Source organism: Duganella sp. P38 (assembly GCF_050859475.1).
GTDB lineage: Bacteria > Pseudomonadota > Gammaproteobacteria > Burkholderiales > Burkholderiaceae_D > Rugamonas.
This window is the reverse complement of the sequence record NZ_CP193936.1, coordinates 4,350,394-4,374,982: the sequence shown is the minus strand read 5'-3', so window position 1 is coordinate 4,374,982 and position 24,589 is coordinate 4,350,394. Positions and strand designations below refer to the sequence as shown.

Sequence of the window (24,589 nt, the reverse complement as noted above, 5' to 3'; positions counted from 1 at the left end):
TTTGCTTGCCGCGCCGCAGACGCCGCTGCCGGCCCGGCGCGCTACTGCTGGTGCCGCGGAACCCCGCTGCCAGCGCGGCGCGCTACTGCCGGTGCTGCGGATGCCGCTGTCAGCCCGGCGCGCTACTGCCGGTGCCGCAGATGCCGCTGTCGGCCCGGCGTGCTACTGCCGGCGCAGCGTCGCCACCAGCGCGCGCGCATACTCCGGCAGTGCTGCGTCGTCGCGCACGCAGATCAGCAGCTTGCGGTCGGCCCAGCTATCGCTCAGCTTGAGCACCCGCAGCTTCTCCGGGCTGCGCCGCGCAGCAGTCGCCGGCAGGATGGCGAGGCCGGCGCCGCTGGCGGCCATGCGCGCCACCGCCTCGAAACTGAGCAGCCGGATCTTGCAGCGGAAGCGCCGTCCCAGCCGCGCCGCCTGCTCGCTGGCGTTCTGCTGGAAGGCGCTGTCGCCAGCCAGGCCGATGAAATCGTGATCGAGCGCCTCGGCGAACGCCAGCCGGCGCCGCTGGCCGAGCTGGCGCGCCAGCGGATGGCCGTGCGCCATCACCAGCACCAGCGGGTCGTCGCGGAAGGCGTAGGTTTGCAGCCCGGCGCTGTCCACCGCGTCCGAGATGATGCCGATGTCGGCGGCGCCGTCGGCCACCGCCTGCACGATCTCGCGGCTCATGCGCTCTTCCAGGTTGATGCTTAGCTGCGGCTGCGCCTTGAGAAAGGCCGCCAGCGCGTCCGGCAGGAATTCAGTGATGGCCGAGGTGTTGCACAGCAGCCGCACCTGTCCCTGCAGGCCCTCGGCAAATTGCGCCAGGTCGGCGTGCATGCTTTCCACCTGTCGGGTGATGGCGCGCGCGTGTTGCAGCAGCGTGCGGCCCGCCTCGGTCGGCTCGGCGCCGCGCCGGCCGCGCTGCAACAGCGCCACGCCGAGGGCTTCCTCCATGCCGCGTACGCGCGCGCTGGCCGACGGTAGCGCCAGGTGCGCCCGCTGCGCGCCGGCGGTGATGCTGCCGCTGTCGGCGATGTGGATGAACAGTTGCAAGTCAGTCAGGTCGAAGCGCATGGCCGGGTGCGTGCCTAAGTATTATCCGAAGTCTGGCTCAGTATATTCCACATTTTCAGCCGCAGCGCGGCGCGGCACAATATCGTTCATGGAGATTCTGTTTATTACCGCCGTGTTCATAGTGGCCGGCCTGGTGAAAGGCGTGACCGGCATGGGCCTGCCGACGGTGGCGATCGCGCTGCTGTCGCTGCGCATGCCGCCGCTGCAGGCGGCCGCCTTGCTGATTGTGCCTTCGTCTGTGACGAATGTGTGGCAACTGGCCGCCGGGCCGTCGGTGTATCCCCTGTGGCAGCGGTTCCGCTGGGTGATGCTGGCCATCTGCGCCGGCGTGGCGGGCGCCTTCGCGCTGGGCGCGGCGGCGTGGAGCGGGGGGTGCTGGGCGTGGCGCTGGTTGGCTACGGTCTGCTGGGATTGAGCGGCTGGCGACTGAGCGTGGCGCCGCGCCATGAGCGCTGGGCCGGGCCGCTGGCCGGTGCAGCCACCGGTTTGATGGCCGGCGTGACCGGCGTGTTTGTGATGCCGGTGGCGCCGTATCTGCAGGCGCTGAATCTGGACAAGGATGATCTGGTGCAGGCGCTTGGCATGGCTTTTACCGTCGGCACGCTGGCGCTGGCGGTGATGCTGGCGGCGCGCGGCGAGTGGCAGGTGACGGCCGCCTGGCAGTCGGCGCTGGCGCTGCTGCCTGCCATCGCCGGCATGCAGCTAGGCCAGTGGCTGCGCGCGCGCATGGCGCCGCTGCTGTTCCGCCGCTGCTTTTTTATCGCTTTGCTGGCGCTCGGCGGTCATCAGTTGCTACGTTAAGCTGTTACCCGTCATTCCCGCGCAGGCGGGAATCCATGGAACGCCGCCCGGCCAGCGCTGCATGGGTTCCCGCCTGCGCGGGAACGACGGTGGGGTGCATCAAAGCTTGATTTTGCCGCGCAGTTGCTTGCGTTCGCTGTCCTTGGCCTTGCCGTCGAGGCGTCGGCGCTGCGAGCTGAAAGTCGGCTTGGTGGCGCGGCGCACCGTTGGCAGTACCGCCACGCTGTCAACCATCTCCTGCAGGCGTTGCAGCGCGTCCTGCTTGTTGGCGCCGAGGCTGCGCGACTGCTGCGCCTTCATGACGATGACGCCCTCGCGCGTGATGCGGCTGTCGCGCAGCGCCGCCAACCGCTCCTTGATGTGCGGCGGCAGCGACGAGGCGCCGATGTCGAAGCGCACATGCACCGCATTCGAGACCTTGTTGACATTCTGCCCGCCCGGCCCCTGCGCGCGGATGGCGGTGAATTCGACGTCGTCGGGATTGATCGTGTAGTTCATTCAACGATTGTAGCAAACGCGCCGGCGTGCCGGGAATCGTTGACGCCTGTCAACGCCGGGGCCGGCGCGCACGGTTAGCATGGCATTTGCTGTTCTCCGAACGAAAGGATCATCATGGCTATCCCCACTACGCCGGCGGCCGCGGCGCGCCAGTACCTGGTCTTCCGGCTGGGCGGCCTCGATTACGCGCTGGATTTCTCGCGGGTGCAGGAGCTGCGCCCCTTGCAGGCGCTGGAGCGGCTATCGGCGGACGGGGAAGTGGTCGCTGGCGTGGTGGTGTCGCGCGGAGTCATCATGCCGATCGTCGACATGCGCGTCGCCTTCGGCCCGCGCCCGCCGCAGCACGATCCGCTGACCGATGTGGTGATTCTCAAGCTGTCGGGCGGCGTGATGGGCATGGTGGTCGATGGCGTCACCGACATCGTGGCGCTGGCGGCAGAGCAGATCCGGCCGATCGCCGGCGCGGCGGCGGTCGACTATCTGGTCGGCCTGGCGCAGGCGGACGGGCGCCGCCTGATCGTGGTGGACATCGATAAGCTGATGGCCATCCGCAAAGTGCCGTTCGGCGCCCGCCAGGCGGCGTAGCGGCCTAGCCGAGCGCTTCGAGCTGCTCGCTCAGCGCCAGCCACTGTTCTTCCAGCTCGCCCAACTCCTTGGCGCAGTAGGCCTGGTCGCCCAGCAGTTCCTTCAGCTTGCCCTTGTTGGCGGCGTCGTAGATCGATTCCTCGCCCAGCTGCGCGTCCACTTCGGCCTTGCGTGCCGTCAGCTTGGCGATCTGCTCGTCGAGACGCTTGATCTTTTGCTCGATCGGCTTGCGCTGCGCCGACAGGCGCTGGCGCTCCTCGGCCTCCAGGCGCTTTTGCTCCTTGCTCAGCACCGGCGCGGCCGGTGCGGCTTTCGGCGGCGCCACCGGCGACTGCACCGGGAAGGCGGTCTTGTTGTCCTTGCCGGCGGCCGGCAGCACGTCGGTGCCTTTACCCAGCTTGGTCTGGAACAGCCAGTCCTTGTAGTCGTCGAGGTCACCGTCGAACGGCTGCAGCTTGCCGTCGGCGACAATGATGAACTGGTCGGTGGTGGCGCGCAGCAGGTGGCGATCGTGCGACACCACCACCAGCGTGCCCTCGAACTGCGCCAGCGCCTCGGTCAGCGCCTCGCGCGTTTCCAGGTCCAGGTGGTTGGTCGGTTCATCGAGCAGCAGCAGGTTGGGGCGCTGCCAGACGATCAGCGCCAGGGCCAGGCGCGCCTTTTCGCCGCCGGAGAACGGCGCGATCGGGCTGGTGACCATGGTGCCGGGGAAGTTGAAGCCGCCGAGGAAGTTGCGCAGCTCCTGCTCGCGCGTGGTCGGCGCGATCTTGGCCAGGTGCCACAGCGGCGATTCGTCGTGGCGCAGCATCTCCACCTGGTGCTGGGCGAAGTAGCCGATGTTGAGGCCCTTGCCGGTGGTCGATTCGCCCGTCAGCGGCGCCAGTTCGCCGGCGATGGTCTTGATCAGCGTCGACTTGCCGGCGCCGTTGATGCCCAAAAGGCCGATGCGCTGGCCGATCTGCAGCGAGAAGTTGATGCCGCGGACGATGGTTTTCTCGGCGATCTCGCCGGTCTTCTCGTTCTCGCTGCGGTAGCCGGCGTTGACGTCCTCCATCACCAGCAGCGGGTTCGGCGCGTTCAGCGGCTCGCGGAATTCGAACGAGAATTCGGCGGCGGCGCGCAGCGGCGCCAGCTCCTCCATCTTGGCCAGCGCCTTCATCCGGCTTTGCGCCTGGCGCGCCTTCGAGGCCTTGGCCTTGAAGCGCTCGATGAACGATTCCAGGTGGGCGCGCTTGCGCTGCTGCTTTTCCATGGCGCCGGCCGCCAGCGCCATCTGCGCCGCGCGCTGGCGCTCGAAGGCCGAGTAGTTGCCCGAATAGCGTTTCAGCTTGCGCTCGTCGATGTGGACGATGACGTTGACGATTTCGTCGAGGAAGTCGCGGTCGTGCGAGATGATGATCAGCGTGCCGGCGTAGCGCTTCAGCCAGTCCTCCAGCCAGATGATGGCGTCCAGGTCCAGGTGGTTGGTCGGTTCGTCCAGCAGCAGCAGGTCCGATGGGCACATCAGCGCCTGCGCCAAGTTCAGGCGCATGCGCCAGCCGCCCGAGAAGCTGGCCACCGGCTGCTGCATCTGGTCCAGCGAGAAGCCGAGGCCCAGCAGCAGCTGTTCGCCGCGCGACTGCACGGTGTAGGCGTCGGCGTCGGCCAGCGCGCTGTAGATCTCGCCCATGGCGATGCCGTTCTCGGTCGATTCCGGCTCGGATTCGAGGCGCGCCAGTTCGGCTTCGAGCTTGCGTAGGTTGACGTCGCCGTCGATGGCGTAGTCGAGCGCCGCGCGCTCCAGCGGCGGGGTTTCCTGCGCCACGTAGGCGACGCGCCATTTGGCCGGGAAGTCGATGTCGCCCTGGTCTGGGTGCAGCTCGTTGCGCATCATCGCGAACAGGCTGGATTTGCCGGCGCCGTTGGCGCCGATCAGGCCGATCTTGTCGCCGGGGTTGAGGGTGACGTCGACTTGTTCCAGCAGCGGCTTCACGCCGCGCATCAGGCTTACTTGGTTAAAACGGATCATTGTATATTCTCGCGCCGTCGCTCCCGCGCAGGCGGGAGCCCATGCTCAGCATGGATTCCCGCCTGCGCGGGAACGACGTTAAATTTTCAGTTGGTCGGCCGTCAGCAGGAAGACCATGTCGTCGCCGTTGCTGGTGGTGAGCCAGGTCAGGCCCAGTTCCCCGAACGCGGCTTCGGCAAATTCTTTTTCGTTGCCGATTTCGACGATCAGCAGGCCGTCGTCGGTCAGCCGTTCGGCGGCGCCGGCGACGATGCGGCGCACGATGTCCATGCCGTCCTTGCCGCCGTCCAGCGCCAGTTCCGGCTCGGCGCGGTATTCCATCGGCAGCTTGCTCATCGAGGCCGAATTCACATACGGCGGGTTGGTGATGATCAGGTCATACTTCTTGGCCGGCACATTGGCGTACAGGTCGGACTGGATCAGCGTCAGGCGGTCTTCCAGCGCGTAGGTGGCGACGTTGCGCTTGGCCACCTCCAGCGCGTCGGCCGAGATGTCGACCGCGTCGACGGCGGCGTCGGGGAAGGCGTCGGCCATCATGATCGCCAGGCAGCCGGACCCGGTGCACAGCTCCAGGATGTTGGACACATTCTCAGGCTCGTTGACCCACGGCGCGAAGTACTCCGGTATCAGCTCGGCGATGAAGGAGCGCGGCACGATGGTGCGCTCGTCAACGTAGAACTTGTACGAGCCGAGGAAGGCCTCGTTGGTGATGTACGCGGCCGGCACCCGCTCGACCACGCGGCGCTCGATCACCGCCAGCACCGCCGCCACTTCGTCCGGCAGCAGCTTCGCGTCCAGGAAGGGATCGAGCAGGTCCAGCGGCAGCTTCAGCGTGTGCAGGATCAGGTAGGCCGCTTCGTCATACGCCTCGGTGCTGCCGTGGCCGAAGAACAGCTGGGCGGTGTTGAAGCGGGTGACGGCGTAGCGCAGCAGGTCGCGCGGCGTGGTGAACAGATTGGTGGTCATGGCTTTTCAGGTCAACAGGTTTTCCAGCGTACGGCGATAGATGTTCTTCAGCGGATCGACGAAACGCAGCTCGATATGCTCGTCGATCTTGTGAATGCTGGCGTTCGGGGGGCCGAATTCTATCACCTGCGGGCAGATCTGCGCGATAAAGCGCCCGTCCGAGGTGCCGCCGGTGGTCGACAGCTCGGTGTCGACGCCGGTTTCCGACTTGATCGCCGACGACAGCGCGTCGCTCAAGGTGCCGCGCGGCGTCAGGAACGGCAGGCCGCTCAGCGCCCACTTGATGTCGTAGTGCAGATGGTGCTTGTCCAGAATGGCGTGCACGCGGCGTTTCAGCTCCTCGTGCGTGCTGGCGGTGGAGAAGCGGAAGTTGAAGTCGACCACCATCTCGCCCGGGATGACATTGTTGGCCCCCGTGCCGGCGTGGATGTTCGACATCTGCCAGGAGGTCGGCAGGTAGTATTCGTTGCCGTTGTCCCATACCTCGGCCGCCAGTTCCGCCAGCGCCGGCGCGCCCAGGTGGATCGGGTTCCTGGCCAGCTGCGGATAGGCGATGTGGCCTTGCACGCCCTTGATCGTCAGCTTGCCCGACAGCGAGCCGCGGCGGCCGTTCTTGATCATGTCGCCCAGCGTTTCGTCCGAAGTCGGCTCGCCGACGATGCAGTAGTCCAGCGTTTCGCCGCGCTCTTTCAGCATATTGCAGACGATGACCGTGCCGTCGGTGGCCGGACCTTCCTCGTCGCTGGTGATGAGGAAAGCGATCGAGCCTTTGTGATCGTCATGCTTGGCGATGAACTCCTCGCAGGCCACGACGAAGGCGGCGATCGAGGTTTTCATGTCGGCCGCGCCGCGCCCATACAGCTTGCCGTCGCGGTGGGTCGGCGTGAAGGGCTGCGAGCGCCATTGCTCCACCGGGCCGGTCGGCACCACGTCGGTGTGGCCGGCGAATACCATCACCGGCGACGTCGTGCCGCGCCGCGCCCACAGATTGGTGACGCCATTCGATTCGATGGTTTCGCACTTGAAGCCGAGCGGCGTCAGCAGGTCGATCAGGTGCTGCTGGCAGCCCTTGTCGTCCGGCGTCACGGAGGACAGGGAGATCAGCTTTTCGGTCAGCGCCAGGGTCTTGGAAGGAGTCATGTCAGCCATTGAAAATTTGTTGGTACTGTGCGTCGGAGAAGCCGACGGCCAGGGCGCCGTTGTTGTCCAGCACCGGGCGCTTGATGACGGACGGGTTTTCCAGCATCAGCGCGATGGCCGCTTCGTCGTCGACGATGGACGCCTTGCGTTCATCGGACAGGGCGCGCCAGGTGGTGCCCTTGCGGTTCACCAGCACGTCGCGCGACAGGTGCTTTAGCCAGCCGGCCACGATATCGCGGCTCAGGCCCTGCTTTTTAAAGTCATGGAAGATGAACTCCTGCTGCTGGCCGGCCAGCCAGGTGCGCGCCTTTTTGACGGTATCGCAATTCGGGATGCCGTAGAGAGTAATGGACATGATCAGTGGGACATAAGAAAGACCCGGTAGGATACCACGCGCGGTATCGGCACAGATAGTTGTCAATCTATGCGAAATGCTATTATCCGATTGATAAATTGAGGTTTCTTCTATAGGCCAGAGGTTTTTAAATGAGCAAGAATACCGCGCCAACGCGCCGCACCCTCGTGAAATTCCTCGCGACCTCGCCATTGTTACCGTTGATTGGTGGCGTGGACTGCATCGCCGCCCCGCAGCCGGCGAACGGGCGCAAGGGCGCCATCCCGGGCTTGCCCCGGCCTGCACTGGGGCTCGGTTACGATACGCTGGATGGCTACACCTTTGATCACGTGGCGGGCGCTCGACACAATCTGCTGGCCAGCGGCCAGTTGCAAGGCAGCGGCATGATCCAGCTGCTCGGCGGCGGGGTGGAGGCAGCCGATGCATCTGCCGACACCATCGGCGCCAGGGGCTCGCTGTTTGTGACCGGCACGCTGCCGGGTGATGATCCCGCCGCCTATGGTGTGATGACGTTGCTGGTCCACGTGGCGCCGACCGCCCGGAATGCCAGCTTTAAGCAGATACAGGTCGTGGTTGCGCGCGGCACGGTAAGCCAGGCTGTAAACTTCAATGTGATGCTCAGGCCGGGCCGCCACACCCTGGCGCTGGATATGGCGACGCAGTGTCCTCTGGTGGTGGCGGCCGGCCGTGGCCCGACCACGGTGCGGGTGGCGGTCAACCAGAGTGCGCCGAACGCCGCCAATGTCTCGGTCGACGCGCTGCTGGTCAACGCCAAAGGCCGGCCAACATGGGTGGTGACGGGTGACGACGGCTACAAGACCCACCGCGATGTGCTGTGGCCTATCCTCAAGGCCCGCCATATCCCGCTGACGATGTATATTCCCACCGGCCAGGTGGGCGAGGGCAATGGCAAGTTCGCGCGCCTTTCCTGGGCTGATCTGCGGGCATTCAAAGCGTTGGCGGGGGAGGCGCTCTCCTATGGCACCAATACCACCACTGACGTGTCGGTCCTTTCCTATGCCTCCAAAGAGGCGGCGGGCAATCTGCGCCAGTCGTGGGCCGACTTCACCGCCGAACGGCTGGACAGCCCCGCCATGTATCACATGGCCTTAAGCAATGGCGAATACAGCGAAGCCCAGTTGGCGGCCCTGGATGCGGCCGGGATGAAGACGTATCGCTCGACGCGGTCGCCCACGGATCAACAGGGGAACTTCACCCGCTTTGGCATCTACCAGAATAATGTGATGTCGCGCGGCTTTGGCACCAAAGCGGACAGCTCGCCGACCATTCCGCTGGCCACCACCATGGCGGCCATGGACCACAACGACGCCATTGGCGGGACCATGTTCGTGCACTTTCATCAGGTAGGCGCGACGTATGCCGATTGCGGCGCGATCGGCTGCACCACCGATTACGCCACCGCAGTGGCGGACCGCATCAAAGCCAGCGTGGATGCCGGTGGCGTGGCGTTGACGGTGGACCAGTGGTATGCGCGCGACAGCGTGCAGCTGTTCCCTGACCTCTCGTGACTCGCGCCCGCGCCGAGCCGCGCGGCAGGTGCGGGCTTGCGGCGGCGCGACGCTCAGGTGTTCAGGGTAAATCCGGTGAAGGATGCGTCGCCGCTGGCGGCTGCCCTGGTTTCCGGCTCATCGGCCCGGGCGTTCTTGCTGTCGGGGCCATTATTCAACAGCCATAGCAGGTTGGTGGCGGAATCGGCGTTGGCCAGCGCTTCCTCCTGGCTGACCACACCATCCTGCACCAGCTTGAGCAAAGCCTGCTCGAACGACTGCGAACCGGGCGACAGGCTCTTTTCCATCGCCTCCTTGATCTGGCCTATTTCGCCGGCCTCGATCAACTCGGCGACATGGCGCGTATTGACCATCACCTCCACCGCCGCCGAGCGCGCGCCGCCATGGGCCGAACGCACCAGCCGCTGCGACACGATCGCCTTGATGGTGCTCGACAAATCCTGCAACAGGGCGGGGCGGTTCTCGATGGGATAAAAGCTGATGATGCGGTTCAAGGCGTTGTAGCTGTTATTGGCATGCAGCGTCGCCAGCACCAGATGGCCGGACTGCGCATAGGCCAGCGCCGCCGCCATCGTCTCCTTGTCGCGGATCTCGCCGATCAGGATGCAGTCTGGCGCCTGGCGCAGCGAATTGCGCAGCGCGGTGGCGAAATCGCGCGCATCGCTGCCGATTTCACGCTGGTTGACGATGGATTTTTGGTTGTGGAACAGGTACTCGATCGGATCTTCAAGCGTCAGGATATGCCCGGAACGCAGCGCGTTGCGGTGATCCAGCATGGCGGCGATGGTGGTCGACTTGCCCGAGCCGGTGGAGCCCACCAGCAGCAGCAAGCCGCGCTTTTCCATGATCAGCTCCGTCAGCACCGGCGGCAGCCGCAGATCGGCCAGCGGCGGAATCGTCGCCGGCACAAAGCGGAACACCGCCGAGATACTGCCGCGCTGGCGGAACGCCGACAGCCGGAAGCGCCCCAGATTGGGCACCGACACGCCCATGTTCAATTCATTGGTGGCGGCCAGTTCCTGCATCTGCTCCGGCGTGGCGATTTCCGCCAGCAGGGCGTGGATGTTGTCCGGCTCCAGCTTTTGCTGGTTGATCGGAATCAGGTTGCCGTTGATTTTGATATGAACGGGAGAGTTCACGGCGAAGAACATATCCGACGCGTTCTTCTCCTTCATCAGCTGGAACAAGCGGTCCATTGCCATGAAACTCTCCTCAAATGTCGTCCCCGCGCAGGCGGGGACCCATGGAACGGCCAACCAAAGTCAGCATGGATTCCGGCGTGCGCCGGAACGACGGGCGGCGGGGGTATTAAACGCCGCGCAGCAGTTCGTTGATGCTGGTTTTGGAACGGGTCTGCGCATCGACGCGCTTGACGATCACCGCGCAGTACAGCGAGTACTTGCCGTCTTCCGAAGGCAGCGAACCCGATACCACCACCGAACCGGCTGGCACGCGGCCGTAGGTCACCTGGCCGGTGGCGCGGTCGTAGATCTTGGTCGACTGGCCGATGTACACGCCCATCGAGATCACCGAGTTCTCTTCAACGATCACGCCTTCGACGATTTCCGAACGGGCGCCGATGAAGCAGTTGTCTTCGATGATGGTCGGATTGGCCTGCATCGGCTCCAGCACGCCGCCGATGCCGACGCCGCCCGACAGGTGGACATTCTTGCCGATCTGCGCGCACGAACCGACGGTGGCCCAGGTGTCGACCATCGCGCCTTCATCGACATAGGCGCCGATGTTGACGTAGGAAGGCATCAGCACCACGTTCTTGGCGATGAACGAACCGCGGCGCGCCACGGCCGGCGGCACCACGCGGAAGCCGCCCTTGGCGAAATCGTCGGCGGTGTAGTTGGCGAACTTGGTTGGCACCTTGTCGTAGAACTGCATGGTGCCGTCCGATGGCAGCACCACGTTGTTCTCCAGTCGGAACGACAGCAGCACGGCCTTCTTCACCCACTGGTTGACCACCCAGCTGCCGGTGGCCTTGTCGGCCACGCGGATGGTGCCCGCGTCCAGGCCGGCCAGCACGTGGTTGACGGCGTCGCGCAGTTCGGCGGCGCCGTTGGCCGGGTTGATGTTCGCGCGGTCTTCCCAGGCGGTTTCGATGATGTTCTGGAGTTGTTGGCTCATGATGGACTCAATAGTATTAAAGGGACTTGCAGAATTGGACTATGCGCTGCGCCGCTTCCAGGCCTTCGGCCGTCTCGGCGACCAGCGCCATGCGGATGCGGTTGCGGCCCGGATTGACGCCGTGCGCCTCGCGCGCCAGGTAGCTGCCCGGCAGGACGGTGACATTATATTCGGCGTACAGGCGCTGGGCGAATTCGGTGTCGGACAGGCCGGTGCGGCTGACGTCCGCCCACAGGTAGAAGCTGGCGTCCGGCAGTTCCACGTCCAGCACTTCCTTCAGCAAAGGCGTGATGGCGTTGAACTTGGCGCGGTACTGTTCGCGGTTTTGTTCGACATGGGTTTCGTCGTTCCACGCCGCGATCGACGCAGCCTGCACGGCGGTGCTCATGGCGCCGCCGTGATAGGTGCGGTACAACAGGAATTTCTTCAGCACTTCGGCGTCGCCGGCGACAAAGCCCGAGCGCATGCCGGGCACATTGGAGCGCTTCGACAGGCTGCTGAACACCACCAGCCGCGCGTACGGCCGCTCGATGGTGGCCAGGCCAAGCTGGTGGGCCGCTTCCATTGCGCCCAGCGGCGGCTGGTCGCCGTGGTAGATCTCGGAATAGCACTCGTCGGCGGCGATGACGAAGTTGTAGCGCTCCGACAGCGCGAACAGGTGTTCCCAGTCGGTCAGCGACAGCACGGCGCCGGTCGGGTTGCCGGGCGAGCAGACGAACAGCAGCGCCACGCGTTTCCACACTTCTTCCGGAATGCTGTCGTAATCGCAGCCGAAGTTGCGCGCCGGGTCGGAATTGACGAAGTAAGGCTCGGCGCCGGCCAGATAGGCGGCGCCCTCGTAAATCTGGTAAAACGGATTCGGGCTGACCACCACCGAGCTGGCGTCCTTGTCGATCACCGCCTGCGCCAGCGCGAACAGCGCCTCGCGCGAGCCGTTCACCGGCAGCACCTGGGTGGCGGCGTTGAGCTTGGGCAGCTGATAGCGCCGTTCCAGCCAGCCGGCGATGGCCTCGCGCAGCGCCGGCGTGCCGATGGTGGTCGGGTACACGGCCAGGCCGCCCAGGTTGTCGATCAGCGCCTGCCGGATGAACTCCGGCGTCGGATGCTTGGGTTCCCCCATGCCCAGGCTGATCGCCTTGTACTGCGCATTGGGCGTGACCTGCTCGAACAGCAGGCGCAGTTTTTCAAACGGGTAGGGTTGCAGCTTGTCGAGAAGTGGGTTCATAGTCGCTGATTATAGCGCCTCGGCGCGAGCACGGACATCCATGCAAAATTGTTAAAATAAGCGGATATATAATCAAAAGGCTCAGATGATGGCGGAAAACGAAATCGTGCTGGAGGCGCAAGTCAGCCGCAAGGTGATGGCGGCGCGGCTGGCGGCAGGACTGGCGCAGGGACTGCTGCTGTATTGGCTGTACGCGGCCGCGCGCGACGCCGTCTGGCCGGCTACCGCCGCCTATGTCATGGTGCCGCTGCTGACGGTGCTGCTGATCTGGCCCATGCTGCTGGTGTCGAGCCTGGGCCACCTGGCGCCGCGCCGGGCCGGCTATTGGCTGCTGGCGGCGGCCGCGGTGCTGCTGCTGTTCGCCCAGCACGACGTCTGGCGCGGGCTGCACGCGCACTTGCTGCTGCCGCGCTGGCAGTACAAGGCGGTATGGTCGCCGTCGGTGCCGCTGCTGTTCTACAGCGCCGTGTTCTTCTTCATCGCCCACGCCATGGTGCTGGCCGGCGCGCACGAGGGCCGGCGCATCGCCAGCTACAACGGCTACTTCGAAACCGCGTGGAAGCTGGCTATACAACTGTTGTTTTCCGTGTTCTTCGTCGGCGCGCTGTTCCTGGTGCTGTGGATGGGCGCGGAGCTGTTCATGCTGGTCAAGCTGGGCTTCCTGCGCCAGCTGCTGCGGCAGGCGTGGTTCAACGTGCCGGTGATCTGCATGGCCTTCTCGTGCGCCATGCACGTCACCGACGTGCGCCCGGCCATCGTGCGCGGTATCCGCACGCTGCTGCTGGTGCTGCTGTCGTGGATATTGCCGGTGGCGGTGGTGCTGGTCTCCGGCTTCCTGTGCACGCTGCCGTTCACCGGCCTGACGGCGCTGTGGGAAACGCGCCACGCCACCGCCGTGCTGCTGGCCACCGCCAGCGTGCTGCTGGTGCTGACCAACGCCGCCTTCCAGAACGGCGCGGCCGTGGTGGCGCTGCCGCTGCGCGTCGGCGCGCGCACCGCCGCCATCCTGATCCTGCCGGTGGTGCTGGTCGCCATCTACGCGCTCGGCCTGCGCGTGGCGCAATACGGCTGGAGCGCCGACCGCGTGATGGCGGCCGCCTTCCTGCTGGTGGCGCTGTGCTATGCCGGCGGCTACCTGTGGGCGGCCTACCAGTACGACACCTGGCTGCAGCCGCTGACCACGGTGAACATCTATACCGCCTTGCTGGTGCTGGCGGTGCTGCTGGCCTTGTTCACGCCGCTGGCCGACCCGGCGCGCATCGGCGTGCATAGCCAGATGGCGCGGCTGGCCAAGGGCAAGGTGGCGGCCGCCGATTTCGACTTCCACTACCTGCGCTACGAGGGCGGGCGCTATGGCAAGGCCGCGCTGGAGGAACTGGCGCACGCCACCGGTCCGGACGCGGCGGCGCTGCGCGCTGGCGCCAAAGCCATGCTGGCGCAGGACGAGAAAGACCGCGGCAAGCCGCCGGCGCGCAGCACCGCGCCCGTCTCGGTGGCCGCCAACCTCACCGTCTGGCCGGCCGGCGCCCAAGTGCCGGCCGGGTTCCTGACGCAGGACTGGCAGGCCACGCCGGACGACCAGAAGCCGTCCTGCCTCAGCACCCGCGAAGGAAAGTGCGACGCCTTCGTGCTCGACGCCGACGGCGACGGCCGGTCCGACGTGCTGCTGCTGGAGAAGAAGCAGGCGTTCGGCGCGCGGCTGTACGCGGCCGGCGGCGACGGTGTCTGGCGCACGGTGGCCACGCTGAGCTACCGCGACGCCGCCTGCGCGCCGCTGATCGACAAGCTGCGCCAGGGCGAATTCACGCTGGCCACGCCGCGCTTCAAGGAACTGCGCATCGGTGACCGGCGCGTGGCACTGACGCCGGAGGAGCCGCCGCGCGAGAACTGCCTCAAGTAGCGCCGTCGCGCAGCGGGCAGGCCTGCATCGGGTCGCCGAGCCGGCGCGCCAGTTCGCCGCGCAGCGACTGCAGGCCGTCGATGCGGCGGTCGATCTCGGTCAATTTGCGCTGCAAGGCCGCGCGCAACTGTGGCGCGGCCGCATCGGGCGCCGCCAGCAGCGGCAGGTCGGCCTCGATCTCGGCCAGCGTAAAACCCAGCGTCTGCGCCAGCCTGATATAGCGCAGCCAGTCCACCGCCTCAGGCGGATAGTCGCGGTAGCCATTGGCGCTGCGGCGTGCGCGCAGCAGGCCGCGCTTTTCGTAAAAGCGCAGCGTGTCGTGGCTGATGCCGGTGGCGGCGGCGATTTCCCCTATCCGCATATGCAAGTCTCCAGATAATGCTTGACCGTGGAGTGTACTCCAGGCTTTAGCATCGCTCCATCATTCAACTGGAGACTGTCATGCCAAGCACCACCGCATACCGCAAGATCGTGCGCGCCAGCGCACTGTACGACTTGCTGCTTACCGCCCCTTTTGCCACGCCGTGGAGCTTCGCGCTGGCCCACGCACAACTGGACCGCGTCAACCAGGGGCTGGGCGGCGCCGCGCTGCCGGCCTTCACGCCGTTCCACGTGCTGTTCGCCTGCCTGCTGGGCAGCGTGGTGCTGGTATGGGCGGCGTTGCGCCTGCGCGATCCGCAACCGCTGTACGGCCGCTTCGACGGCGTCGCGCGCCTGCTGTTCACCACCTGGATGCTGTGGGCGCTGCACGCCACCGGCGCGCCGCTGCTATGGCTATTCGTCGTGCCGGAACTGGCCTGGGGTGTGGCCCAGTGGCTGCCCATCCGTCCTATAATGCGCCCATGCTCCCAGACACCGCCCAAACCCCACGACGCAAACCGCAGCAGCAGCGCGGCGAGCAGCGCGTAGCCGCCATGCTGGACGCCGCCGCCGGCGTATTCACCGACGCCGGCTTCGACGCCGCCACCATGACCGCCATCGCCGAACGTTCCAGCTCGTCGATCGGCGCGCTGTACCAATACTTCCCCAACAAGCTGACGCTGGCGCTGGCGCTGCGCGACCAGTACGCCGAGCAGATGGCGCAGCGCTGGAGCGTGCTGGTCGACGAAGCGGCAGGACTGGACGTGCCGGCGCTGGCCGGACGGATTTTCGACCTGATGATCGGTTTTCTGGAAGAGCGTCCGGCGTATTTCACGCTGCTCAACGCCACGCTCGGCTACCAGCGCAGCGGCGACGCGCGCCAGCGCTTGCGCGCGCAGTTTGGCGCCATCCTGCGGGCGCAAACGCCAGCAATGGGCGAGACCGAGTCGCTGCGCACCGCCAACGTGGCGCTGCAAATCATCAAGGGCCTCAACCCGCTGTACGCGCAAGCCGGCGCCGCCGAACGGCGCGAACTGGTGGCGGAATTCAAGCTGGCGCTGGTGGCCTACCTGGAGGTCAGGATGCGCCGCTGACGGCGCTGCGGAGCGGGCGCCGTCGGCAATGCCGCCATCGCCAGCGCTCGCGCCGCCGCCACCTCTTGGGCGCCCGTTATGCCGCCCGTGCGGGCGCCATGTGCGCGGTTGGCGCGCTCCACACCTGCTGCGCCACGCGCATCATATTGCGGCCCAGGACCAGCTCCACCTCGCCGTCGCTCATGCCGGTGCGGCGCAGCGCGGCCGGCAGCTCGCGCCACACCTCGGGCGGCGTAAAGCTGGGCGGCCGCTCGGCGCTGTAGCCAGCTGACGCCGGCCACCAGTAAGACGGATCGAAGCCGCCGGGCGGCGTATCGTCGAGCCCCGGCTGCTGAAAGCAGATATCCAGGCCAATGCCGGCGTGGCGCACACCCACCAGATCGGCGATATACGCCGCATGGCGCGCGACATCGTGTGCATCCGGCCGTTCGCTGCCAAGGAAGAACGATAGTCCCGACACGCACACCACGCCTCCGGTGGCGGCGCAAGCGCGTATCTGCTCATCGCTGACATTGCGGCCGTGCGGCACCAGCGCATGCGGATTGGCGTGGCTGAAGATCACCGGCTGCGCCGACGCCTCCATGATCTCCAGGCTGCACAGATGGCCGGTATGCGCGCAGTCCATCAGGATGCCGTTATCGTTGACCGCCTCCACCATGCGCCGTCCCAGCGGCGTCAGGCCGCGCGGCGTGTCGTGGCAACCGCCGGCCACGCTGTTATTGCGGTTATAGGCGAAATGCATCTGGCGCACGCCCAGCTGGGCATACAGCGCCACCATCTCCGGCTGCTCCAGCAGCGGCAGCGCGCCTTCAAGGTCGAAGCTCAGCGCCATGCGGCCATCGGCGGCGGCCTGGATGATATCGTCGACGCTCGACACCAGCACAAAGCGCTCGGGATCGGCGGCGATGGTGGCGCGGTAGCCGGCGATCACCGACATCACCTGCGCCAGCGGATTCATGTCGGCGCCGACGTTGAGCGACACATAATTGACGCCCGCCGCATGCAGCCGGCGGACCGGCGTGAAGTCGGCCAGCGGGTGCTGGGGCAGGCAGGCATGGGCATCCCAATTGATCATGGCGGTCATCTTTATCAAAACAGCTATACTGCATGATAATGCATATTCGTGCCCCGGACTCACCATGCGCCTATCCTGCCTCATCCTGACCGCCGCGCTGTGCACCGCCGCGCAGGCGGACGAGCCGCGTAAAGATCCTTACCTCGACGCGCCGGTAACGGCGGCGGAGCTGAAAGCGTTGCAAGGCCGCGCCGACCCCGTGGCGCAGAAAGCCGTTGCCGACACCGTGGCGGCCGAACCGGCGCCGGCCCCCACGCCGGTGCAGGCCGCCGTGATCGGTCTCAATCCGGAAAAGCACGACATCATGACCACCGCCTTCAACGAGGCCAAGGTGCCTGACTGCCTGCATGCCGATGGCCTGAAACGGCAACCGACGTTCTTCCTCAACGGCGTGCTGGCGCTGCCGTTTATCCCGATCGCCTACCTGCGGGGCGTGTGCCAGTAGCATGCTTTATACTGTCGCCCTCATTTAAAGAATTCAGGCCGATATGTCCTTCTCCACCCTGGGCCTCGCGCCCTCCCTGCTCAACGCCATCAGCGACATCGGCTACCACGAGCCGACCGCTATCCAGCGCGCCGCCATCCCCGCCATCCTGCGCGGCGACGACGTGCTCGGCGCGGCGCAAACCGGCTCCGGCAAAACCGCCGCCTTCGCGCTGCCGATGCTGCAAACGCTGCTGGCCGGCCGCGGCGGCCCGCGCCGGTTGCATGGCCTGATCCTGGTGCCGACGCGCGAGCTGGCGGCGCAGGTGGGGGAGGCGGTGCGCAAGCTGGTGTCGATGCTGCCCACCACCTACAAGGTGCAGGTGGTCTTCGGCGGCGTCTCGATCAACCCGCAGATGCTGGCGCTGCGCGGCGGCACCGACATCCTGGTCGCCACGCCGGGCCGGCTGCTGGACCTGATCGACCACAACGCCGTGCGCATCGAGCAAACGGCGATGCTGGTGCTGGACGAAGCGGACCGCCTGCTGGACCTGGGCTTCAGCGAAGAGCTGAACCGCATCCTCGCATTGCTGCCGGCGCAGCGCCAGAACCTGTTCTTCTCGGCCACCTTCCCGCCGGCGGTGCAAAAGCTGGCCGACACCATCCTGCGCGCGCCGACGCGCATCGAAGTGCTGTCCGAAGCGGCCAGCGAACCCGCCATCGCGCAGCGCGCCATCAGCGTCGACGTGCCGCGCCGGACCATGCTGCTCAAGCACCTGATCGAACAGCATAAATGGCGCGGCGTGATGGTGTTCGTCGCCACCAAATACGCCTCCGACCATGTGGCCGACAAGCTGCGCCGCAACGGCATCCACGCCGCCTCGTTCCACGGCGAGTTAAGCCAGGGCGCGCGCACGCAGACGCTGACCGATTTCCGCACCGGCTACCTGCAAGTGCTGGTGGCGACCGACGTGGCGGCGCGCGGCATCGACATCGCGCGGCTGCCGGCGGTGGTCAACTACGACCTGCCACGCTCGCCGACCGACTACACGCACCGCATTGGCCGCACCGGCCGCGCCGGCGCAAGCGGCGTGGCGATCAGTTTCGTCAGCGCCGATGCCGAGGCGCACTTCCGCCTGATCGAAAAGCGCCAGAACCTGCGCGTGCCGCGCGAAGTGATCGCCGGCTTCGAGCCGACCGAGGTGGCGCAGCCGGCGGGACCAGCCACGGACGTCGCCAACGGCGGCGTCAAGGGCAAGCGCAAGAGCAAGAAAGACAAGCTGCGCGAAGCGGCCGCCCGCGACGAAGCGTCCGGCAAGTAAGCCCGCTGGATCTCGCATCCCGCCAGCTGCAACGCGCCTGGCAGGGGAGGTCATGCCGCCGGGCGCGACTTGATACCCGCTAGGTAAGCCAGCGCCGCAGCGCGCGCGGCGTCTCCAGGGGGCTGCGCGGACAGGTGCGGTGCGCGCAGTTCGTCGTAGAGCCGTACGCAAGCTTCCAACGCCGCCAGGCAGGACGCGCGCTCATGCAGCGCAATGGTAGCCTCCAGCCGCGCCGCATCAGCAGGCGCCAGTTGCTCGATCCGGCGCACGCCATTGGGTTGCGCGCCGACCGCCATCAACATCAGCGGGCCAAGCGCCCGCCAGCGCAGGAACGCCAGAAAGTCCAGCGCCTCGAACAGCTCCCCGCGTCCGATCTTGGTAGCGCAGTAATGCGTCCAGATCCAGAATCGGTCTTCGATCCACTGCGGGTCCGGCGCCGGATAGCGCGCCTCTCCCTGCGCCAGCGTGTCGGACAAGCGGCCGTCGCGCTGCCATACAATGCGCGTCTCATCCACCCGCGCCGCCGCATCCGGCAGGCTGACGAATTTCAGATCCACATGCATCAGCGGCTCGTCGAAAAGACAAATCAGCAAACGTGGTTCACCCACATGCTCGCCGGTGAAGGCGGCCAGCAGCTTGCCCATGCGCGCCGCGATCAGCTTGCGCTGCGCCGACACCACCGCATAATCGTCCGGCTCCACCGCGATCACCAGATCGAGATCGCTGAATTCATCCGCGGCGCCGCTGGCGCACGAGCCGCTCGCCGCCACGCCGACGATGCGCGCGTCCGCCGCCAACACCGCGATAATTTTCTCCAGTACTGCCTGATGGGATGGTGTCATGACTGCTCTCCTGTAGGTCGATACAGCTTACGATAAGCCGACGGCGAGATGCGCAGCGCCGCGCGGAAGTGCTGACGCAGCGACAGCGCCGAGCCAAAGCCGGCCTGCTGCGCCACCATCTCGACCGGCAGCGCGCTGCCCTCCAGCAGCCGCTGGGCGTGCGCCACGCGCTGGTTCAATAGCCACTGCTTGAACGAGGTGCCGGTGGCGTCGCGGAAGTGGCGCGTAAAGCTACGCCGGCTCATGGCCGCGCGCGAGGCCAGCGCGTCGAGGCTATGTTGGTCGGCCAGCCGTTCGCCCACCCACGCCAGCACCTGTGCGAAGCGGTCGTCGCTGCCGCTGACGGGTAGCGGACGCTCGATGAACTGCGCCTGCCCGCCTTGCCTGTGCGGCGCCACCACCAGCTGGCGCGCAACTTGATTGGCCACCTCGGCGCCGCGCAACTGGCGCAGCAAATGCAAACAGCAATCGAGCCCCGCCGCTACGCCGGCGGATGTCAGCACGCCGTCATCCACATACAGCACCTCGCGGTCGACGGCGACGGCTGGATGGCGCCCGGCCAGCGCGTCGGCGAAGGCCCAGTGGGTGGTGGCGCGGCGGCCATCCAGCAAGCCCGCCTGCGCCAGCGGGAACGCACCCAGGCACAGGCCGACGATGCGCGCCCCGCGCCGGTGCGCGCGTTGCAGCGCCGCCAGCAGCGCCGGCTCGGCGTCGCGGCAATCGTCGTGCCAGGTCGGCAGGATCACGATATCTGCGCGGGCCAGCGCCGCCAGGCCGTGCCGCACGGCGATATCGAAACCGCCAGTGGTGCGCAGCGGCGACCGGTCCGCCGAACAGATTTTCAGCTCGAATGCGGCGTCGCGGAACACCATGCCCGGCAGCGACAGGTGAAACGGCGTGATGCCGTCGAAAGCGATGACGGCGATGCGCAAGATTTGGGCGGCGGGTGATTTCATGGCCCGATTGTATCGCATGTATGCCTTCGGGCCGCTGTCGGCGGGCGCCCGACAGGGGCACAATGGCCGTCATTGCCACCCAGCCAGGAGAACCACCATGCGCCGCGCCCTGATCGTCATCGACGTGCAAAACGAATACTTTACCGGCCATATGCGGATCGAACATCCGCCGTTGACTGTCTCGCTTCCCAACATTACGCGTGCGATGGACGTCGCGCAAGCCGCCGGCATCCCGGTGGTGGTGGTGCAGCACGACGCGCCGGAGCAGTCGCCGATCTTCGCCAAAGGCTCGCCGGCCTGGAGGCTGCATGACGACATCGCCAGCCGCCCGGCCGCGCACCACATCAACAAAAGCCATGCCAGCGTATTCACCGGTACAGACCTGGCGCAATGGCTCGACGCCAATGGCATCGACACGCTTGCCATCGTTGGCTACATGACGCACAACTGCGACGCCGCCACCATCTACGAAGCGGCGCACAGGGGATTGTCCGTGGAGTTTCTGGCCGACGCCAGTGGCTCGCCGTCCTATGAGAACGCCGCCGGCAAGGCCAGCGCGGAAGAGATACACCGGGTTTTCAGCACGGTGTTTCACACCGGCTTCGCGGCGGTGGCCAGCACCGCCGAATGGGTCGCCGCCGTGGGCGAGGGCAGGGCGCTGGAGCGCGACAATATTTACCTGTCAGTGCAGCGCACCCGCCAGTGACGCGCCGTCGCGCCGGCGCGTCAGCCGCCGACGCGTTTCGGCTTGTGGCCCAGCTTCGTCAGTTCGGCCATCACGCGCTCGCAATGGTCGCCCTGGATCTCCAGCACGCCGTCCTTGACGGTGCCGCCCGAGCCGCAGGCGCTGCGCAGCTGCTTGCCCAGCGCCGCCAATGCCTCGGCGTCCAGCGGCAGGCCGCGCACCAGCGTCACGGTCTTGCCGCCGCGCCCCTTGGACTCGCGCGACACGCGCACATTGCCGTCGCCGGCGGGCCTGGCTTTGGCGGTTGTCTTGCAGCCGCAATCGCTCAGCGGCTTGCGGCAGTCCGGGCACATGCGGCCCGTTTCGGAGGAATAGACAAGGGCCATGGCTCAATCCTTCAACAGTCGCGGCATCATGATCTCGAAGAAGCGCTTCTGGTCCGAGGCCAGGCAAACTTGCGCGTTCGGCTTGCCCGGCTGCTCGCGGGTAAAGCCCTCGTTATCTACAACAATGCGTAGCGGCGTGGTCGGACACACGGCCGGATCGAGCAGCCACGCCACCGGCACCACGTCGAATAGCGACGGCATATTGCTGGACCACGGCTGGTAAGCGTTGATCCACTGGTGATAGAGCAGGGCCAGCGCATCGGTGATGGCCGAACCGTGGCCGAGCAAGGCATTGCGCTCCACTTCATCGAGGCGAATCTGGGTCGAATCGACCGGCATCATCACAATCGGCACGCCGGAGGTGAACAGCTTTTGCGCGCCGGCGATGTCGGACACGATGTTGTACTCCTTGTCGGCCGGGCGCGCGGGCACATACTGCGACTTGCGGTAGCCGCTGCGCACCGAGCCGCCCATCATCGCCACCTGTTTCAGCTTGCCGAAGGCTGCGGCGTCGCGCTCGATGGCGGCGCCGATGTTGGTCAGCGGGCCGAGCGCGAGCAGCGTGATCTGGCCGGGCTGGCGCTTGATCTGGTCGAGCATGAAATCAACCGCATCGACTTTGGCTGGCAACTGGCCGCGCCGCGCGTAGCGCGCCTGCGTGAACGGCTGCGGATTGCCGCTGGTGGCGATGCCCCGCGCCACTGGAATCTGGCTGTGGCCCGTCTCGCGCAGCATGCGTTCGAGCAGTTGCGCGCGCAGTGCGGTGTCGCCCCAGGCGGTGGCGATGCCGACGATTTCGATGTCCGGGCTTTGCAGCAGCAGGCCGAGGGCGAAGGCGTCGTCGATGTCATCGCCGATGTCCATGTCGACGATGACCTTCTGCGGCGCGGCCTGCGCGAAGACGGCGCACGACAGCGCCAATGCGGTGAACAGCCCGCGCAACGGGCGGGCGAGGGAGTAAGCCATGACTATCCTTGATGCGGTGAAGCCGCGATTTTACAGGAAGCTGGCTTTCCTCAGCGTGGCCGGGACGATGCGGCGGTGCGCGGGGGCGACGAACAGCATGTACAGCCGCCCTAGTGCGTTTTTCGTATGCACCACGGTGCTAACGGCGACTTTTCCCGGCAGCTTGCAGACCGACAGGTGGACGTCGAGATGCTTGTCCGAGTCGCCGAGGATCACCTCTTGCTCGCTGATGTGGCGGATCGTGAAGATGCCGACACGATCGCCGACCTGGTAGCCGGCGATCGGCTTGTGCGGATCGATATCGCCCAGCAGGCCGAGGTCCTTCAGGCCGGCCAGTCGCACGACGCGGTTGCGTAGCGCCATCGCGGCATTGACCCAGCCGGGCGTGGTGGCGACCACGCGCAGGTAGAGTTCCAGCGCGGTCAGGGGCGTGGGCGCCAGGTCGGTGGTGTAGCAGTCGTGGAAGTCGGCGCCGCGCAGGTGGCCGGCGATGGCGGCGTGCGAGGGGACGGCGGTGGTGGCAATGTTCATTTTTCGGTGACCAGATCGATGCGGCGCTTGATGCGCTGGGCTTCCGCGGTGTCGCCGGCTTGAGCGGCGCGCATGGCCTGCACGCCAAGCCAGGCAAGCAGGGGGCGGCGCCAGCCCTGCGCGGACGCGGTTTCCACCGCGTCGGCCAGCACCTGCGGCGTGGCTTTGCCGGCGCGCAGCAGCACACCGCTGGCGACCAGCTTGGACAGCGGATCGGCAATCGCCTGCACCGCGCCAGCCGCCGCCGCATCGCTAGCCGCAGCGGCCACCGCCTGATGCTGTGCCGGTAGCAGCGCGATATCGGCGGCCGTCAGCGTGCCACCAGCATCGGCTATGCCGCTAGCGCCTGGCGCGACGGTGGCGCCAGCTTCAAGGGAGGACGTCATTGCGGGGCCGGCGTCGGGCAAATGGGTGGGCAACTGGGCGGGCAAGTGGCCAGGCAGTCGGCCGGGCAGGCGGCCGGCGAGGTAGGCGGCGTAGGCGCGGTCGGCGGCGCTGGCGTCCTGGGCCAGCCTGTTGTAGCCGGCGCAGTCTTCGAACACCAGCGAGGCGACGCGCGCGGCGCACTGGATCAGCTCCGCGCGGATCATCAGATCGACCTTGCCGGTGCTGGCCAGCGCGCTGCGCGCGCGTTTGAATTCGGCCGTCTCGACGCGCGTGTTGCCCTCCATGTAGGCGGCGGTGGCGCGGTCGATGCCGTTGTGCGCATTCATCTGCCAATCCGGCAGCGGCGGATTATTGCCGCAGCCTGCCAGCAGCACAGCAGCGATAACGATGGTCTTCTTCATGGCAGCTTGATCTCCGTATCGCGCTTGAATGGCCACTTGCGGTTGATTTCATTCACCAGCTGCTCAACGCGCCGCAAGCTGCTTTCCACCTCGCCGCGCAAGGCGCCCAGGTCCGCCGTCGCTTCCCTGGTATTGGAAGCCACCGCCTGCGCCTCCACCAGCACCGCATCCATCTTCTTCAGCGAATTGCGCGCATCCGCCAGCAGGCCATTCAGCTGCTTCACGGTCGCTTGCGCATCGGTCATCACACCCTGCTGGCCGAACACCTGCTCATCCGCATGGCCGATCAGGCTATCGGCCTTCACCGCCAGCGCATTCACCGTCACTAGCAGCTTGTTGGCGCGCTCCATCAGCTGCTGCGCATTCTTGTCGTCGCCAGCGATCAGCCCCATCGCGCCTTGCGGGCCATTCAGCTTGCCGGTCACGCCGGCCACATTCGCCAGGCTGGACGCCAGCGCAGAATTTTCCGCCGTCAGGTCATTCAGGTTTTGCAGCAGGTCGCGCGCCGCCGCCAGCAGGCGCGGAATCTCGGCGCCAGGATCGCCCACCAGCAGCGTGCGCGCCGCGCCATCTTCCAGCGGCGGATCGGTCGGAATGCCGCTGAAGGCGCGCAGCTTGGCGCCGCCCACCAGCCCGCGCTCCAGCGTGAAGATGCTGGAACTGCGTAGCCAATGCGCATCCTTGCTCTGCACATCGACCACCAGGCGTGCCTTGCCCTCGCTGCTCAACTCGATGCGCCGCACGCGGCCGATCGGAAAGCCGGCAAAGGTCACATCCATGCCAACCACCACGCCCTCGGAATCGTCGGCCTGCAAAATCAGCGTCTGCGTCGACTCGAACGCACCGCGCGCATATAGCAGATACAGCCCCGAGCCGGCCACCAGCAGCACCATCAGCACCAGCAGCAGGGCCGCCTTGAATTCAGCATTGCGCACCGGTGCGGCTTCATTGATTGGTTCAGTCAT

28 protein-coding genes are annotated in these 24,589 nt (G+C 66.5%); 10 read left to right on the top strand and 18 right to left on the bottom strand.

Features of this window, described 5'->3' with window-relative positions; translation table 11 throughout:
• Positions 1 to 162: 162 nt before the first annotated feature.
• Positions 163 to 1,053, bottom strand: coding sequence for a LysR substrate-binding domain-containing protein (locus tag ACRQ5J_RS20325; RefSeq protein WP_432379276.1), 891 nt, complete (start codon positions 1,051 to 1,053; stop codon positions 163 to 165).
• An 88-nt stretch (positions 1,054 to 1,141) separates the two neighbouring features.
• On the opposite strand from ACRQ5J_RS20325, the gene ACRQ5J_RS20320 reads away from it, so the two are divergent.
• Together ACRQ5J_RS20320 and ACRQ5J_RS20315 are read left to right on the top strand one after the other, a co-directional pair.
• Positions 1,142 to 1,468, top strand: a complete 327-nt coding sequence (locus ACRQ5J_RS20320; RefSeq protein WP_432379274.1) for a hypothetical protein — start codon at positions 1,142 to 1,144, stop codon at positions 1,466 to 1,468.
• A complete protein-coding gene (locus tag ACRQ5J_RS20315) occupies positions 1,426 to 1,854 on the top strand; it encodes a sulfite exporter TauE/SafE family protein (RefSeq protein WP_432379272.1) in 429 nt (142 codons plus the stop codon). Before ACRQ5J_RS20320 ends, ACRQ5J_RS20315 begins: the two co-directional genes overlap by 43 nt.
• A gap of 99 nt (positions 1,855 to 1,953) precedes the next feature.
• On the opposite strand, the gene arfB is transcribed toward ACRQ5J_RS20315, so the two are convergent.
• Positions 1,954 to 2,352: an alternative ribosome rescue aminoacyl-tRNA hydrolase ArfB gene (gene arfB, locus ACRQ5J_RS20310; protein ID WP_432379270.1), complete on the bottom strand. Its 399-nt coding sequence runs from the start codon at positions 2,350 to 2,352 to the stop codon at positions 1,954 to 1,956.
• A 114-nt stretch (positions 2,353 to 2,466) separates the two neighbouring features.
• Between arfB and ACRQ5J_RS20305 the strand changes: the two genes are divergently transcribed.
• Positions 2,467 to 2,937: a chemotaxis protein CheW gene (locus tag ACRQ5J_RS20305; RefSeq protein WP_432379268.1), complete on the top strand. Its 471-nt coding sequence runs from the start codon at positions 2,467 to 2,469 to the stop codon at positions 2,935 to 2,937.
• A 4-nt stretch (positions 2,938 to 2,941) separates the two neighbouring features.
• On the opposite strand, the gene ACRQ5J_RS20300 is transcribed toward ACRQ5J_RS20305, so the two are convergent.
• The 4 genes from ACRQ5J_RS20300 to ACRQ5J_RS20285 form a co-directional block, all read right to left on the bottom strand.
• Complete coding sequence (locus ACRQ5J_RS20300) at positions 2,942 to 4,945, bottom strand: ATP-binding cassette domain-containing protein (RefSeq protein ID WP_432379266.1); 2,004 nt, start codon at positions 4,943 to 4,945, stop codon at positions 2,942 to 2,944.
• Between the two features lie 78 nt (positions 4,946 to 5,023).
• Positions 5,024 to 5,911, bottom strand: coding sequence for a 50S ribosomal protein L3 N(5)-glutamine methyltransferase (prmB, locus tag ACRQ5J_RS20295; protein ID WP_432379264.1), 888 nt, complete (start codon positions 5,909 to 5,911; stop codon positions 5,024 to 5,026).
• A gap of 6 nt (positions 5,912 to 5,917) precedes the next feature.
• Positions 5,918 to 7,051, bottom strand: a complete 1,134-nt coding sequence (dapE, locus tag ACRQ5J_RS20290; protein WP_432379262.1) for a succinyl-diaminopimelate desuccinylase — start codon at positions 7,049 to 7,051, stop codon at positions 5,918 to 5,920.
• 1 nt (position 7,052) lies between these two features.
• A complete protein-coding gene (locus ACRQ5J_RS20285) occupies positions 7,053 to 7,406 on the bottom strand; it encodes an ArsC family reductase (protein WP_432379260.1) in 354 nt (117 codons plus the stop codon).
• A 131-nt stretch (positions 7,407 to 7,537) separates the two neighbouring features.
• Between ACRQ5J_RS20285 and ACRQ5J_RS20280 the strand changes: the two genes are divergently transcribed.
• Complete coding sequence (locus tag ACRQ5J_RS20280) at positions 7,538 to 8,935, top strand: hypothetical protein (RefSeq protein WP_432379258.1); 1,398 nt, start codon at positions 7,538 to 7,540, stop codon at positions 8,933 to 8,935.
• A gap of 53 nt (positions 8,936 to 8,988) precedes the next feature.
• Here the strand turns inward: ACRQ5J_RS20280 and ACRQ5J_RS20275 are convergent, their stop codons facing one another.
• The 3 genes from ACRQ5J_RS20275 to dapC all read right to left on the bottom strand — a co-directional run bounded on the left by ACRQ5J_RS20275 (position 8,989) and on the right by dapC (position 12,296).
• Positions 8,989 to 10,137, bottom strand: a complete 1,149-nt coding sequence (locus ACRQ5J_RS20275; RefSeq protein WP_432379256.1) for a PilT/PilU family type 4a pilus ATPase — start codon at positions 10,135 to 10,137, stop codon at positions 8,989 to 8,991.
• A gap of 106 nt (positions 10,138 to 10,243) precedes the next feature.
• A complete protein-coding gene (gene dapD / locus ACRQ5J_RS20270) occupies positions 10,244 to 11,071 on the bottom strand; it encodes a 2,3,4,5-tetrahydropyridine-2,6-dicarboxylate N-succinyltransferase (RefSeq protein WP_432379254.1) in 828 nt (275 codons plus the stop codon).
• A gap of 16 nt (positions 11,072 to 11,087) precedes the next feature.
• Positions 11,088 to 12,296: a succinyldiaminopimelate transaminase gene (gene dapC, locus ACRQ5J_RS20265; protein ID WP_432379252.1), complete on the bottom strand. Its 1,209-nt coding sequence runs from the start codon at positions 12,294 to 12,296 to the stop codon at positions 11,088 to 11,090.
• An 88-nt stretch (positions 12,297 to 12,384) separates the two neighbouring features.
• On the opposite strand from dapC, the gene ACRQ5J_RS20260 reads away from it, so the two are divergent.
• A complete protein-coding gene (locus ACRQ5J_RS20260) occupies positions 12,385 to 14,196 on the top strand; it encodes a DUF4153 domain-containing protein (RefSeq protein ID WP_432379251.1) in 1,812 nt (603 codons plus the stop codon).
• Here the strand turns inward: ACRQ5J_RS20260 and ACRQ5J_RS20255 are convergent.
• Positions 14,189 to 14,557 (bottom strand): MerR family transcriptional regulator, encoded by a 369-nt coding sequence (locus ACRQ5J_RS20255; protein ID WP_432379249.1) that lies wholly within the window; start codon positions 14,555 to 14,557, stop codon positions 14,189 to 14,191. The two genes, ACRQ5J_RS20260 and ACRQ5J_RS20255, sit on opposite strands and share 8 nt — an antisense overlap.
• 80 nt (positions 14,558 to 14,637) lie before the next feature.
• Here ACRQ5J_RS20255 and ACRQ5J_RS20250 point away from each other — a divergent pair, with 80 nt between their 5' ends.
• Positions 14,638 to 15,105 (top strand): hypothetical protein, encoded by a 468-nt coding sequence (locus tag ACRQ5J_RS20250; RefSeq protein ID WP_432379247.1) that lies wholly within the window; start codon positions 14,638 to 14,640, stop codon positions 15,103 to 15,105.
• Positions 15,039 to 15,650 (top strand): TetR/AcrR family transcriptional regulator, encoded by a 612-nt coding sequence (locus ACRQ5J_RS20245; protein WP_432379246.1) that lies wholly within the window; start codon positions 15,039 to 15,041, stop codon positions 15,648 to 15,650. Before ACRQ5J_RS20250 ends, ACRQ5J_RS20245 begins: the two co-directional genes overlap by 67 nt.
• A gap of 76 nt (positions 15,651 to 15,726) precedes the next feature.
• Here the strand turns inward: ACRQ5J_RS20245 and ACRQ5J_RS20240 are convergent, their stop codons facing one another.
• Positions 15,727 to 16,725, bottom strand: a complete 999-nt coding sequence (locus tag ACRQ5J_RS20240; protein ID WP_432379244.1) for a dipeptidase — start codon at positions 16,723 to 16,725, stop codon at positions 15,727 to 15,729.
• A gap of 64 nt (positions 16,726 to 16,789) precedes the next feature.
• Between ACRQ5J_RS20240 and ACRQ5J_RS20235 the strand changes: the two genes are divergently transcribed.
• A complete protein-coding gene (locus ACRQ5J_RS20235; protein WP_432379243.1) occupies positions 16,790 to 17,170 on the top strand; it encodes a hypothetical protein in 381 nt (126 codons plus the stop codon).
• Between the two features lie 43 nt (positions 17,171 to 17,213).
• On the top strand, positions 17,214 to 18,470 hold the full coding sequence (locus ACRQ5J_RS20230; RefSeq protein WP_432379242.1) for a DEAD/DEAH box helicase: 1,257 nt from the start codon (positions 17,214 to 17,216) through the stop codon (positions 18,468 to 18,470).
• A gap of 50 nt (positions 18,471 to 18,520) precedes the next feature.
• On the opposite strand, the gene ACRQ5J_RS20225 is transcribed toward ACRQ5J_RS20230, so the two are convergent.
• The gene (locus ACRQ5J_RS20225; protein WP_432379240.1) at positions 18,521 to 19,312 is read right to left on the bottom strand and encodes an aminoglycoside 6-adenylyltransferase; all 792 of its coding nucleotides are present in this window, start codon (positions 19,310 to 19,312) and stop codon (positions 18,521 to 18,523) included.
• Entirely contained in the window at positions 19,309 to 20,268 is a 960-nt protein-coding gene (locus ACRQ5J_RS20220) for a GlxA family transcriptional regulator (RefSeq protein ID WP_432379238.1), read from the bottom strand. The genes ACRQ5J_RS20225 and ACRQ5J_RS20220 overlap by 4 nt, the downstream gene beginning before the upstream one ends.
• A gap of 97 nt (positions 20,269 to 20,365) precedes the next feature.
• Here ACRQ5J_RS20220 and ACRQ5J_RS20215 point away from each other — a divergent pair, with 97 nt between their 5' ends.
• The gene (locus tag ACRQ5J_RS20215) at positions 20,366 to 20,974 is read left to right on the top strand and encodes a cysteine hydrolase family protein (RefSeq protein ID WP_432379237.1); all 609 of its coding nucleotides are present in this window, start codon (positions 20,366 to 20,368) and stop codon (positions 20,972 to 20,974) included.
• Between the two features lie 20 nt (positions 20,975 to 20,994).
• Here the strand turns inward: ACRQ5J_RS20215 and ACRQ5J_RS20210 are convergent, their stop codons facing one another.
• The 5 genes from ACRQ5J_RS20210 to ACRQ5J_RS20190 are packed head-to-tail and all read right to left on the bottom strand — an operon-like array spanning position 20,995 to position 24,589.
• Positions 20,995 to 21,339, bottom strand: a complete 345-nt coding sequence (locus ACRQ5J_RS20210; RefSeq protein WP_432379236.1) for a translation initiation factor Sui1 — start codon at positions 21,337 to 21,339, stop codon at positions 20,995 to 20,997.
• 3 nt (positions 21,340 to 21,342) lie between these two features.
• Positions 21,343 to 22,305: a nucleoside hydrolase gene (locus tag ACRQ5J_RS20205; RefSeq protein ID WP_432379235.1), complete on the bottom strand. Its 963-nt coding sequence runs from the start codon at positions 22,303 to 22,305 to the stop codon at positions 21,343 to 21,345.
• Positions 22,306 to 22,335: 30 nt separating this feature from the next.
• On the bottom strand, positions 22,336 to 22,836 hold the full coding sequence (locus tag ACRQ5J_RS20200; protein WP_432379233.1) for a DUF2867 domain-containing protein: 501 nt from the start codon (positions 22,834 to 22,836) through the stop codon (positions 22,336 to 22,338).
• Positions 22,833 to 23,624: a hypothetical protein gene (locus ACRQ5J_RS20195; RefSeq protein WP_432379232.1), complete on the bottom strand. Its 792-nt coding sequence runs from the start codon at positions 23,622 to 23,624 to the stop codon at positions 22,833 to 22,835. Before ACRQ5J_RS20195 ends, ACRQ5J_RS20200 begins: the two co-directional genes overlap by 4 nt.
• Positions 23,621 to 24,589, bottom strand: a complete 969-nt coding sequence (locus ACRQ5J_RS20190) for an MlaD family protein (protein ID WP_432379231.1) — start codon at positions 24,587 to 24,589, stop codon at positions 23,621 to 23,623. Before ACRQ5J_RS20190 ends, ACRQ5J_RS20195 begins: the two co-directional genes overlap by 4 nt.

What these genes read in the sequence shown, in the direction of transcription:
- ACRQ5J_RS20245 (WP_432379246.1), top strand. Translation starts at nt 15,039, where the DNA reads ATGCTCCCAGACACCGCCCAAACCCCACGACGCAAACCGCAGCAGCAG.
- ACRQ5J_RS20215 (WP_432379237.1), top strand. Translation starts at nt 20,366, where the DNA reads ATGCGCCGCGCCCTGATCGTCATCGACGTGCAAAACGAATACTTTACC.
- ACRQ5J_RS20210 (WP_432379236.1), bottom strand. Translation starts at nt 21,339, where the DNA reads ATGGCCCTTGTCTATTCCTCCGAAACGGGCCGCATGTGCCCGGACTGC.
- prmB (WP_432379264.1), bottom strand. Translation starts at nt 5,911, where the DNA reads ATGACCACCAATCTGTTCACCACGCCGCGCGACCTGCTGCGCTACGCC.
- ACRQ5J_RS20205 (WP_432379235.1), bottom strand. Translation starts at nt 22,305, where the DNA reads ATGGCTTACTCCCTCGCCCGCCCGTTGCGCGGGCTGTTCACCGCATTG.
- ACRQ5J_RS20325 (WP_432379276.1), bottom strand. Translation starts at nt 1,053, where the DNA reads ATGCGCTTCGACCTGACTGACTTGCAACTGTTCATCCACATCGCCGAC.
- ACRQ5J_RS20230 (WP_432379242.1), top strand. Translation starts at nt 17,214, where the DNA reads ATGTCCTTCTCCACCCTGGGCCTCGCGCCCTCCCTGCTCAACGCCATC.
- ACRQ5J_RS20255 (WP_432379249.1), bottom strand. Translation starts at nt 14,557, where the DNA reads ATGCGGATAGGGGAAATCGCCGCCGCCACCGGCATCAGCCACGACACG.
- ACRQ5J_RS20235 (WP_432379243.1), top strand. Translation starts at nt 16,790, where the DNA reads ATGCGCCTATCCTGCCTCATCCTGACCGCCGCGCTGTGCACCGCCGCG.
- ACRQ5J_RS20200 (WP_432379233.1), bottom strand. Translation starts at nt 22,836, where the DNA reads ATGAACATTGCCACCACCGCCGTCCCCTCGCACGCCGCCATCGCCGGC.
- ACRQ5J_RS20260 (WP_432379251.1), top strand. Translation starts at nt 12,385, where the DNA reads ATGGCGGAAAACGAAATCGTGCTGGAGGCGCAAGTCAGCCGCAAGGTG.
- ACRQ5J_RS20320 (WP_432379274.1), top strand. Translation starts at nt 1,142, where the DNA reads ATGGAGATTCTGTTTATTACCGCCGTGTTCATAGTGGCCGGCCTGGTG.
- ACRQ5J_RS20280 (WP_432379258.1), top strand. Translation starts at nt 7,538, where the DNA reads ATGAGCAAGAATACCGCGCCAACGCGCCGCACCCTCGTGAAATTCCTC.
- ACRQ5J_RS20220 (WP_432379238.1), bottom strand. Translation starts at nt 20,268, where the DNA reads ATGAAATCACCCGCCGCCCAAATCTTGCGCATCGCCGTCATCGCTTTC.
- ACRQ5J_RS20240 (WP_432379244.1), bottom strand. Translation starts at nt 16,725, where the DNA reads ATGATCAATTGGGATGCCCATGCCTGCCTGCCCCAGCACCCGCTGGCC.
- ACRQ5J_RS20190 (WP_432379231.1), bottom strand. Translation starts at nt 24,589, where the DNA reads ATGACTGAACCAATCAATGAAGCCGCACCGGTGCGCAATGCTGAATTC.
- arfB (WP_432379270.1), bottom strand. Translation starts at nt 2,352, where the DNA reads ATGAACTACACGATCAATCCCGACGACGTCGAATTCACCGCCATCCGC.
- ACRQ5J_RS20285 (WP_432379260.1), bottom strand. Translation starts at nt 7,406, where the DNA reads ATGTCCATTACTCTCTACGGCATCCCGAATTGCGATACCGTCAAAAAG.
- ACRQ5J_RS20225 (WP_432379240.1), bottom strand. Translation starts at nt 19,312, where the DNA reads ATGACACCATCCCATCAGGCAGTACTGGAGAAAATTATCGCGGTGTTG.
- ACRQ5J_RS20300 (WP_432379266.1), bottom strand. Translation starts at nt 4,945, where the DNA reads ATGATCCGTTTTAACCAAGTAAGCCTGATGCGCGGCGTGAAGCCGCTG.
- dapC (WP_432379252.1), bottom strand. Translation starts at nt 12,296, where the DNA reads ATGAACCCACTTCTCGACAAGCTGCAACCCTACCCGTTTGAAAAACTG.
- ACRQ5J_RS20305 (WP_432379268.1), top strand. Translation starts at nt 2,467, where the DNA reads ATGGCTATCCCCACTACGCCGGCGGCCGCGGCGCGCCAGTACCTGGTC.
- ACRQ5J_RS20275 (WP_432379256.1), bottom strand. Translation starts at nt 10,137, where the DNA reads ATGGCAATGGACCGCTTGTTCCAGCTGATGAAGGAGAAGAACGCGTCG.
- dapD (WP_432379254.1), bottom strand. Translation starts at nt 11,071, where the DNA reads ATGAGCCAACAACTCCAGAACATCATCGAAACCGCCTGGGAAGACCGC.
- ACRQ5J_RS20250 (WP_432379247.1), top strand. Translation starts at nt 14,638, where the DNA reads ATGCCAAGCACCACCGCATACCGCAAGATCGTGCGCGCCAGCGCACTG.
- dapE (WP_432379262.1), bottom strand. Translation starts at nt 7,051, where the DNA reads ATGACTCCTTCCAAGACCCTGGCGCTGACCGAAAAGCTGATCTCCCTG.
- ACRQ5J_RS20195 (WP_432379232.1), bottom strand. Translation starts at nt 23,624, where the DNA reads ATGAAGAAGACCATCGTTATCGCTGCTGTGCTGCTGGCAGGCTGCGGC.